Raw genomic sequence first — 10350 nt, 5'->3', positions numbered from 1 at the left:
TTCACATGATCTTTCTAGCAAACTAGTAAGAAGAAGGGTACAATGATAAGAGTTGTGTCTGTAAAATAATAATTAATGGAGTTTTGTTTATAATGAAAAAGTTAAAATATCTTTTTGTTTTTGGGATTATAATTGCTGCTGCGTTTTTTATAGGGAAAGATAAAATCATGCAAAAGGCGCAAGTTCTACGCCTAGAATTTCTATCTGAAATGAAAGAAGCAGCTATGATTGAAGATGTTCCGTTTATTAAACAATTGCCAGAATTACCTCGAGGATGTGAAGTGACAAGTTTAGCTATGTTGCTGCAATATAAAGGTGTACAAGTAGATAAGATGCAACTTGCTAGCGAAATTCATCGTGTTCCATTTGAACAAAATGGTTTGCGTGGAAATCCTTACGAGGGATTTGTGGGAAATATTTATACAAAGGCAGAGCCTGGATATGGTGTGTACAATAAACCAATCTTTGATTTAGCAGAAAAATATGTTCCTGAAAAAGTAATTAATTTAACAGGTAGAGACATGCAAGATATATATAAAGTAATTAGTTCAGGCTCTCCGGTATGGGTCATTATTAATACGACGTTTAAGCCGCTAGCTGAAAGTAGTTTTGAAACATGGAATACGAGTTCAGGCGAAGTGAAAATTACATATTATGAGCATAGTGCAGTAGTAATTGGATATGATCAAAACTTTGTATATGTAAATGATCCTCTTAAAAATAATCCACGTTTGGCTGTTCCGCGAGCAGAATTTGAGAAAGCTTGGGAGCAAATGGGAAAACAAGCAATTACTATTCTATAATAATGAAAAAGTCATCTTTTGGATGGCTTTTTCTTTTTAGTTTATCATCACTGAAAATTCAGAACATTCTTTTAAAAGTTAACAATTCACGTTATAATAACATTTAACTTGGTGAAGAAGGGGAGAAGAGAAATGGATGTTGCAAAGGAACTTGTTTTGTTAAAAAATCAGTTAGTTGAGTGGAGAAGGCATTTTCATAAGTATCCAGAGTTATCTTTTCAAGAAGAAAAAACATCGCAGTTTGTGTTCGATATACTTCGGAAATTTCCATGTTTAGAAGTGTCACGACCGACTAAATATAGTGTGATGGCAAAGTTAGTAGGTAAACATCCGGGCAAAACAGTTGCGATTCGCGCCGATATGGATGCTCTTCCTATTCATGAAGAAAATGAGTTTGATTTTATTTCTACATATAAAGGTGTAATGCATGCATGTGGTCATGATGGACATATAGCGATATTACTTGGGGTTGTATATAAGTTAGTAGAAGAAAGAGAGAAGATTAAAGGGGAGATTCGTTTTCTATTCCAACATGCTGAAGAGAATTTTCCTGGTGGTGCAGAGGAGATGGTTGCTGCAGGTGTAATGGAAGGTGTGGATTATATTATTGGTGCTCACCTTTGGGCGTCGTTAGAGGTTGGGAAAATAGGTGTTATTTATGGTCCTGCAATGGCTGCACCGGATGTTTTTAAAATTAAGATAGAGGGAAAAGGTGGACATGCTGGAATCCCTCATGAAACGGTGGATAGTATTGCAATCGGAACACAAGTCGTTTCGCAACTTCAGCAAATTGTATCTCGCCTCACGAATCCATTAGATTCTCTCGTAATATCTGTTACGCAATTTCATGCGGGGACAACTCATAATGTAATACCAGAGCAAGCCGAGATTGAAGGGACAGTGAGAAGTTTAAGACATGAATTACGAGGTGAAACAGAGAAGAAGATTGAGCGGATTGTGAAGCATATTACGGAATCTTACGGAGCGAAATATACATTTTCATATGAATATGGGTATCGACCAGTTGTAAATGACTATGAAGCTACAGAGCTTATTGAACAAACGGCCTTACAACTTTATGGAAGGGATAGAGTTGTTCGTTTACAGCCGACGATGGCTGGAGAAGATTTTTCAGCGTTTTTACAAAAGGCACCGGGGACATTCTTTTTTATCGGAGCGGGAAATAAAGAGAAAGGTATTATATATCCTCACCATCACCCTCGTTTTACGATTGACGAAGATGCATTACCGATTGGAGTGGAAGTCTTTGTATCAGCCATTATGAAATTTATAAGTAAAGGAGAATGAGATGAAGAAAATACACATTCTAGCGCTTATCCCAGTTCTTTGTTTAGTAGTTGGGCCAATATTTGCGAATTCAGTTACTCCTTACGTATTAGGGATGCCATTTTTATTATTTTGGGTATTATTATCAGTGTTTATTACATCTTTTTGTATGGGGCTTGTGTACGTGTTTGATCCTGCTAATAAGGAGGATGTAAAATGACTGCATTACTTATCATTATTTTATTTTTGTTTCTCGCACTATTTTTAGGGATTCGGGCACAACATGGAAAAGATATGAATTTAGAGCAATGGTCAGTTGGGGGAAGAGGGTTTGGCACTATTTTTGTTTTTCTCCTTATGGCAGGTGAAATTTATACGACGTTTACATTTTTGGGAGGAAGTGGCTGGGCGTATAGTAAAGGAGCACCTACCTTTTATATTTTAGGCTATGGCGCTTTAGCTTATCTTTTATCGTATTTTTTATTGCCACCGATTTGGAAGTATGCGAAAGAGCATAACCTTGTTTCACAGTCGGATTTTTTTGCGAAGAAATATAGAAGTAAAGCGCTTGGGATTATTGTTTCAATTGTTGGTGTTGTTTCCATCATCCCATATCTTGTTTTACAGTTAAAAGGACTGGGAATTATCGTTTCAGAAGCTTCTTACGGAAGGGTGTCACCTGTTGTTGCGGTTTGGATTGGTGCTATTGTTATAACTATATATGTAATGGTTTCAGGTATACATGGTTCGGCTTGGACGGCTGCTTTGAAGGATATTATGATACTGTTTATCGTTATGTTTTTAGGTATATATTTACCGTATCATTATTATGGAGGATTTCAGCCGATGTTTGAGGCTGTAGAGGCAGCGAAACCGGGATTTTTATCTTTACCTGAAGAAGGAATGAGTATTTCTTGGTTTGTTTCTACTATTATATTAACGGCCCTCGGTTTCTATATGTGGCCTCATACATTTGCTTCTGCTTTTTCTGCAAAAAATGAAAAAGTATTTCGTAAAAATGCAGCAATTATGCCATTGTATTCTTTAGTTTTACTTTTCGTATTTTTTGCAGGATTTGCTGCTATATTACAGGTTCCGGGATTAAAAGGAGGGGATGTAGACCTTTCATTGTTCAGACTTGCTCTTCAAACGTTTGACCCTTGGTTTATTGGAATTATTGGTAGTGCGGGAGTATTAACGGCATTGGTTCCGGGTTCGATGCTTGTTATGGCGGCTTCTACATTGTTAGCGAAAAATATTTATCGAACGATAGTTCCAGCTGCTTCAGATAGACAAGTTGCTAAGATGGCAAAATTATTTGTGCCTGTAGTAACGCTCGTGGCAGTTTTATTTACATTTAAAGGAGGAGAAACGATAGGAGCGCTTCTATTAATGGGATACAGTATCGTTACACAACTTTTCCCTGCACTTGTATGTAGTTTGTTTCCACGTCAAATTATTACGAAGCAAGGAGCTATTACAGGAATGGGAGTTGGGCTATTAGTGGTCGCATATATTACCTTATCTGGTTCAACTATAGCCACGATGTTTCCGAGTTTCCCGCAGTATATAAAAGATTTGAATGTAGGTATAGTCGCATTGCTAATTAATATAATTGTGATGTTTGGAGTCAGTGGATTTACAAAAGGTGTATTTATAAAGAAAAACACTATAATAGTGGAAAAGTAATTCGTTTATCCCGCATTAACAAGCAGTAAGACCCCCACCTCAAAATTCAGCGGAAGCAAAGAAGTTAGGTGGGGGCCCTGCTGCCTGTAAAAGCCCGATTGGTGAGGGTTGATTAAAGTTTTACTTTATTAGAGCTATCTTTGAAAAGAGATAGCTCTTTTTTGTATATATTTTCTTCAATTAGCGGAATCTAACTAAAAACTTGTTGAAAAGGAAGTTAGGTGGGGAAATTGTTAGAGCTTGAAGGTAACTTATTTGAAGTTATGAAAGAAATTAGGGATGAGTTAGGTTCACCTAATGATTTAACAATTAGAGAAGTTGCTCTTGCTGGGAGTTTTACACGTTGTGCGGTTGTATTTTTATGTGGGTTAACAGACAAGGATAATGTTTATAAATATGTAGTTCGTACTCTTCAATATGAAGAAGTGCAAAATGAAGCGGCTGTCGTTCAGACGTTATTGGATCGTTTTATTTCTATTGCGGAAGTGGGTAAGAAGACAACATTTCCGGATATTATAAATGCGATTTTAGCGGGAGATACAGTTATATTAATTGATAATATTCAAACCGCTATCATTATTAATAGTAGGGCTTGGGAGAAGCGAAGTTTAGAACCACCAGTGACAGAAGATTTAATACGTGGACCGAGAGTTGGATTAAATGAAGATATTAATGTGAATAAAATGTTAATCCGACGCAGCTTACGCGATCCAAAGTTGAGGTTCCAATCTTATATTATGGGGAAGCGATCGCAGAAAGAAGTAACCCTAGTATATATAGAAGATATTATTAATCCTCACATTGTAAAAGAGTTAGATCGCCGTCTTCAATCAATAGTGACAGATGTCGTTTTGGAAACAGGTACGATTGAACAATTAATTCAGGATAATAATTTATCCCCATTTCCACAGTTTTTGAATACAGAGAGGCCTGATAATATTATAGCCTCATTAGCGAAAGGGAAGGCGGCCATTTTAGTAGACGGATCCCCGTTTGCTCTTATTGCACCACTTGTGTTTGTTGATATTTTTCAATCTGTAGAAGATCATTACGAGCGCTGGGTGATTGGAACGTTATTAAGATTTTTACGTATGGGTTCAGGCATAATTGCGGTTTTGTTACCAGCTATGTATGTAGCACTTGTATCTTATCATCAAGGACTTATTCCTTCTAAACTGGCTTATTCAATTGCAGGTGCGAGGGAAGGTGTTCCGTTCCCAGCATATATTGAAACGTTAATGATGGCCTTGACTATGGAATTAATACGAGAAGCTGGAATCCGATTGCCCAAACCAATGGGACAAACGATAGGGATTGTAGGAGGTCTTGTAATTGGAGAAGCTGCGGTAAATGCAGGAATTGTAAATCCGTTTTTAGTTATTATTATTGCAGTTACTGCGATTGCTACGTTCTCGCTTCCTGTATATAGTATTACGATTACGTTCCGGATTTTACTTTTCGTCTTTGTATTAGCTGCAACTGCTTTTGGGTTGTATGGAATCATTCTAGCTCTGATTGCACTTGCTGTTCATATTACAAATTTAACAAGTGTTGGTATACCGTATACAACTCCAATTGCTCCTGCATTTTATAAAGATTGGAAAGAAGAATTTATTCGCATACCAAAAGCGATGTTGAAAGATAGACCGGAGTACTTACAAACAAAAGATTCTACAATACGTCCAAAGGAGCGAAAATAATTGAAACCATTTGAGTATGGCGATGAAGAGATTGGATCTCGGGAAATTGGGTTTGCGGTATCATCGACCATTATTGGTATAGGGGCATTGTCTATGCCAAGAGATATTGCTAACCAAACTTTATTTTCGGACGGTTGGATTATTTTGCTTTTGGGTGGATTGATCTGTGCAGTTTTAGGTTGGTTTGTGACGAGAGTGGCTATCTTATTTCCGAAACAAAATTTTGTTCAATATACGAGTGCGCATTTGACGAAGCCTGTTGCATACACAATTAGTAGCATTTTAGTATTAACGTTCGCTGCTTTGACAGCATATGAATCGCGAATGATTTCAGTTATTTCTCAAACGTATTTATTTAGTGATACACCAATACAACTACTGTCTTTCTTCTTTTTATTAGTTGTTATTTATGGAATAGCAGGATCAAGAGCAGCCTTATTAAGGTTAAATGTTTTATTCTTACCTATTGTTTTAATTGCGATAGTACTTCTTTCTTTATTAAATATAAATTTAATGGAAATAAATAATTTACTACCAGCTTTTCAAACGAAAGTAAGTCAATATGCTGTTGGAGTTAAAAATTCTATTTTTACGTTTATTGGATTTGAAGTAGCTTTATTTTATGCGGTGTTGCTGAATGATAAGACAGCGAAAAAAGCGCCAATGGCAGTCGCGAAAGCGGTGATGGTAAACGTGCTGTCATACATTTTAATTTATGTAACTTGTATTAGTGTTTTTACGTATATGACAACACGTGGATTGACATATCCAACAATTGAATTAGGGAAAGAAATTGAAATTGGTGGAGGATTTTTAGAAAGGTTTGATGCGATTTTTTTTACGACTTGGATTATTACTATTTATAACACTACAGCAATGTATTATGACGTTGCATCTTTATTGTTTTGTGCTATGTTTCCGAAAGTGAAGAAACAAATTTTTATTTTCATAAGTGCCCCTATTATTTTTATGGTGAATATGATACCTAGTAGTTTGAATGCTTTATCAAGTTATGGGACTTATTTAGCTTGGATAGATATGGGGTTTGTTGTGTTAGCACCTTTGCTCGTTTTAATTGTATATAAAATAAAAAGAAGGAATGGTGGAAATGAAACACCTTCTTAAAATTATAATGGTTATGGCTTTAACTGGATTTATGAGTGGGTGTTCTGAGTTAGAAGAGATAGAAGAAAGAGGATTTGTAGTAGGAGCGGCTTACGATATTGTGAAGGAGAAGAAAGCGAATCCAATTATGAAAGGGACCTATCAGATGGTACTCCCCAGTAAATTGTCTCAACAGGGTGGACAAGGGGGTGGGGATAGCGAAAATTATATTAATGTTAGTGCAAAAGCAGATAGTGTATTTGAACAAATAAGAATAATCGCCAAAAAAATTAGTCGTACATTATTTTTCCCTCATATACAGGTAATTATTTTCTCTGAAGAATTACTTTCACATCCATACATTTTACAAAATACGTTAGATGTATATATTCGCGATCATGAGATGAGAAGAAATATTCGTTTGTTCGTTTCTAATAAAAATGCCGAAGCTATTTTAAAACAAAGTGCCAAGCCTGAAAATTTACCGGCGCAGTATATTGATATGTTAGCTGAACACCCTCCGAAAAATGCCCAAATGATTGAGGCTGCAAGAATTGGTGAGGTGCAGGAAAAGATGATCTCTAACCGAAGTTTTGTATTACCTATTCTGGAACTAACAAAACAAGGAGTACAAATGAACGGTGCAGCATTGTTTCGTGGAAAGGATAATAAGTGTGTAGGCAATTTGAGTGGGGAAGAAACAGTAGGGATGAATTATATAATAGGTAAAAAAATTGGAGGTTTTTTTACCATCCGTAAAAAGAATCAACTTATTACATATGAAATTCATAAGTTACGTCGAAAAATTAAAGTATCCACAACGAATGCTACAAAACCAAAGTTTGATATTCATTTATCTCTGGAAGGCACATTGGCTGAGTTGCATTTTAGTGATCATAAAAAGGTTTTGAATGAAAAGCGTTTAGAGAAGGATATATCGGAAGAAATGGAGAAGCGTATTCAAAAATCAATTAAACTTGTTCAAAAAAAATATAAGGTAGATGTACTAGAGTTAGGGGAAGTGTATAAGCGACATAATTATAAAGAGTGGAAAAAGGTAAGTAAGAATTGGGATCAAGGCGAAAATTACTTTAGTAATGCTGAAATTACTGTTCATGTTCATCCAACAATTGAACATTCAGGTTCAGCTTTACCGAAAAGAGTGAAATAAGGTGATGAAAGTTGTTTACTGGATTAGGAATTAGTTGCACGATATTAATGGCAGTTCTTCCAGGAACTATATATTTTATTCATAAAAAACTCACAACGTATGGAGCACAGCCGTGGAATACTGATGTGCAAAAAAAGAAACCTGAATAATTTCAGGTTTCTTTCGTGCAAAGCATATGTGAAGGGGGATACCTTCTATGTATGCTTTGCTTTATACAAGCCCTAACCAATGTACCAATTGTGTAGAGAGGAATGTAACAACAATGGCGATAACGGTAGGGATTGCAAACGATAAGAATGTCCATTTTGCACTTTTTGTTTCTTTGTATATATTAACAAGTGTTGTTCCGCACGGGAAATGAAGAAGTGAGAACAACATTGTGTTTAACGCTGTTAACCAAGTCCAACCATTTTCTAGGAATAGATTTTTAATTTGATTAAAATCATCTATTTCAGTTAAAGCCCCAGTTGATAAGTAAGACATTAATAAAATTGGGATTACAATTTCATTAGCGGGTAGTCCAAGAATGAATGCAGCTAGAATAAACCCGTCAAGTCCTAACATTTTAGCAAATGGATCTAGGAAGTTTACAAAATACATAAGTAAGCTTGTGTCACCGATAAAAATGTTAGCAAGTAACCAAGTTAATGCAGCCGCAGGGGCAGCAACAACTATAGCTCGTTTTAAAACATAGATTGATTTATCGAGTGTTGCGCGAACAATTGTATTCCAAACTTTTGGCTTGCGGTACGGAGGTAACTCAAGTGTGTAGTGAGTTGGAACCCCTTTTAAGGCTGTTTTTGATAGTACCCAAGAAACGGTTAATGTCATAATAACACCAATTACAACCATTCCAACTACAACACCAGCAGTAACCAATGTTTGCATACTGCCTGTATAACCAGCAGCCATAAATAGTGAAGCCATTAAAATTAACATAGGCCAGCGACCGTTACAAGGAACGAAGTTGTTCGTTAAAATTGCTAGCATACGTTCACGTGGTGATTCAATGATACGTGTTGACATAATGGCTGCTGCATTACAACCAAATCCCATTGCCATTGTTAAAGATTGTTTCCCGTGTGCGCCGGATCGTTTGAATAAGCGGTCCATATTAAACGCGACACGTGGTAAGTATCCGTAGTTTTCTAATAGCGCGAACATAGGGAAAAAGATTGCCATAGGTGGTAACATAACGCTAATAACAGCACCGATACCACGGAACAAACCAAGTATTAAAATGCCATGTAACCATTCAGGTGCATGCGCTGCTTGGAACCAAGATGTTAAATATCCTTCGGCCCATCCGAAGAATTCGGCAATCATATCAGATGGTACGTTAGCGCCTGCAATTGTAAGATAAAAAATAATAGATAAAATACCGAGCATAATTGGGAATCCCCAGATTGGAGATGTGAAAATTTTATCTAGTTTTTCGGAACGATATAATTTATCAGTATTTGTATATTGGACAGATTCTTTACATATGCTTGCAGATGTTCGGTAAATATCTCCGACTATATCATCTCGTATATCTTCTTTTGAAAGTGTTTGTGCATGTTGAATAATATAGTCTAATGGAAGAGCTTTACTGGCTGAGTGAGATTCCATTAATTACGACCTCCCTTACAAGTGGTTCATTATGGTGTTTTTGAAGTGTAGTTAAGAAATTTTTATCTCCATCTAATATACGTAACGCAATCCAACGTGCTGGATACGTATCACCGAACACTTTATAAATTTGTGGTTCTAATTTCTGAATCATATTTTCGATTTTTTCGCTGTAAGTAATTTTAATTGGTGTTGGAATTAGTTTTTTATTTGCTACTCTTGCAATAACATTTAGCAAATGACCAATACCTACTCGGTTACGTGCTGAAATTTTAACGACAGGTACACCAAGTGATTTTGCTAATTTCTTTTCATCGATAACAATCCCTTTTTTCTCGGCTTCATCAATTAAGTTAATGCAAATGACTACATTATTTGTCATCTCCATCACCTGGAGTGCTAAATTTAAATTTCTTTCCATAGCAGTTGCGTCTATAACAACTACAGTTACTTCTGGTTTTTCAAATATAATATAATCCCTTGCTACTTCTTCGTCTGCGGAATTTGAGTATAGTGAGTAAGTTCCCGGTAAATCTATTAATGTATAATTACTTCCGTTATGTTCATATTCTCCTTCAGCTTTTAAAACAGTTTTTCCCGTCCAGTTTCCAGTATGTTGTTTTAAGCCTGTTAAAGTATTAAATAATGTACTTTTCCCTGTATTCGGGTTACCAGCTAAAGCGATACGATGTTTGCTCATCTGAAATCATCTCCTATTAATACCCCGAAAATAAGGGAGCTTTCTTCTTTACGCAGTGCAATAGTTGTGTTGCTCACTTGATAAGCGACCGGATCTCCAAGTGGACTGCGTTGCAATACTTTAATCGTCGCCCCCGGGATAAATCCCAAATCTAATAAGCGTCGTTTCATAGTTCCTTCTAATTGTATCTTCTCAATTTGTACAAACTCTCCTATTTTAAATTCGGAAAGTGGTTTTATATTAGCCGATACCATAAAAGTTACCTCATCTCTATATTTTTAGTTT

The 10350-nt window shown here is 36.1% G+C and carries 11 protein-coding genes; 8 read left to right on the top strand and 3 right to left on the bottom strand.

From position 1 onward, the window contains the following. Window positions 1–92: 92 nt before the first annotated feature. From ACQGS6_RS17380 to ACQGS6_RS17345, 8 genes are all read left to right on the top strand, one after another. Complete coding sequence (locus ACQGS6_RS17380; RefSeq protein WP_000734482.1) at window positions 93–803, top strand: C39 family peptidase; 711 nt, start codon at window positions 93–95, stop codon at window positions 801–803. Between the two features lie 132 nt (window positions 804–935). Then, window positions 936–2111, top strand: a complete 1176-nt coding sequence (locus ACQGS6_RS17375; protein ID WP_000382089.1) for an amidohydrolase — start codon at window positions 936–938, stop codon at window positions 2109–2111. A gap of 1 nt (window position 2112) precedes the next feature. After that, window positions 2113–2310, top strand: coding sequence for a DUF3311 domain-containing protein (locus ACQGS6_RS17370; RefSeq protein ID WP_000719833.1), 198 nt, complete (start codon window positions 2113–2115; stop codon window positions 2308–2310). Then, on the top strand, window positions 2307–3779 hold the full coding sequence (locus ACQGS6_RS17365; RefSeq protein WP_426965353.1) for a sodium:solute symporter family protein: 1473 nt from the start codon (window positions 2307–2309) through the stop codon (window positions 3777–3779). Before ACQGS6_RS17370 ends, ACQGS6_RS17365 begins: the two co-directional genes overlap by 4 nt. 221 nt (window positions 3780–4000) lie before the next feature. Further along, window positions 4001–5479 carry a spore germination protein GerLA gene (gene gerLA / locus ACQGS6_RS17360; RefSeq protein ID WP_002004436.1) on the top strand — a complete coding sequence of 493 codons (1479 nt, stop codon included), beginning with the start codon at window positions 4001–4003 and terminating at the stop codon, window positions 5477–5479. After that, window positions 5480–6604, top strand: a complete 1125-nt coding sequence (gerLB, locus tag ACQGS6_RS17355; protein WP_000802007.1) for a spore germination protein GerLB — start codon at window positions 5480–5482, stop codon at window positions 6602–6604. After that, window positions 6588–7754 carry a spore germination protein GerLC gene (gene gerLC / locus ACQGS6_RS17350; protein WP_000681631.1) on the top strand — a complete coding sequence of 389 codons (1167 nt, stop codon included), beginning with the start codon at window positions 6588–6590 and terminating at the stop codon, window positions 7752–7754. The genes gerLB and gerLC overlap by 17 nt, the downstream gene beginning before the upstream one ends. An 11-nt stretch (window positions 7755–7765) precedes the next feature. Further along, window positions 7766–7903: a hypothetical protein gene (locus ACQGS6_RS17345; protein WP_000493997.1), complete on the top strand. Its 138-nt coding sequence runs from the start codon at window positions 7766–7768 to the stop codon at window positions 7901–7903. A gap of 61 nt (window positions 7904–7964) precedes the next feature. Here the strand turns inward: ACQGS6_RS17345 and ACQGS6_RS17340 are convergent, their stop codons facing one another. Genes ACQGS6_RS17340 through ACQGS6_RS17330 form a run of 3 tightly spaced genes read right to left on the bottom strand, consistent with a single transcriptional unit; the run spans window position 7965 to window position 10319 of the window. Beyond that, a complete protein-coding gene (locus tag ACQGS6_RS17340; protein WP_000443602.1) occupies window positions 7965–9365 on the bottom strand; it encodes a nucleoside recognition domain-containing protein in 1401 nt (466 codons plus the stop codon). Then, entirely contained in the window at window positions 9343–10065 is a 723-nt protein-coding gene (locus ACQGS6_RS17335; RefSeq protein WP_000033870.1) for a FeoB small GTPase domain-containing protein, read from the bottom strand. The genes ACQGS6_RS17340 and ACQGS6_RS17335 overlap by 23 nt, the downstream gene beginning before the upstream one ends. Continuing rightward, entirely contained in the window at window positions 10062–10319 is a 258-nt protein-coding gene (locus tag ACQGS6_RS17330) for a FeoA family protein (RefSeq protein WP_000252982.1), read from the bottom strand. Before ACQGS6_RS17330 ends, ACQGS6_RS17335 begins: the two co-directional genes overlap by 4 nt. Window positions 10320–10350: the final 31 nt, after the last annotated feature.

This window comes from Bacillus sp. GMs2/2, from assembly GCF_050172095.1.
GTDB classification, from domain to species: Bacteria; Bacillota; Bacilli; order Bacillales; family Bacillaceae_G; genus Bacillus_A; species Bacillus_A cereus.
The sequence above is the reverse complement of the archived record's forward strand: the minus strand, read 5'-3'. Positions and strand labels throughout refer to the sequence as shown.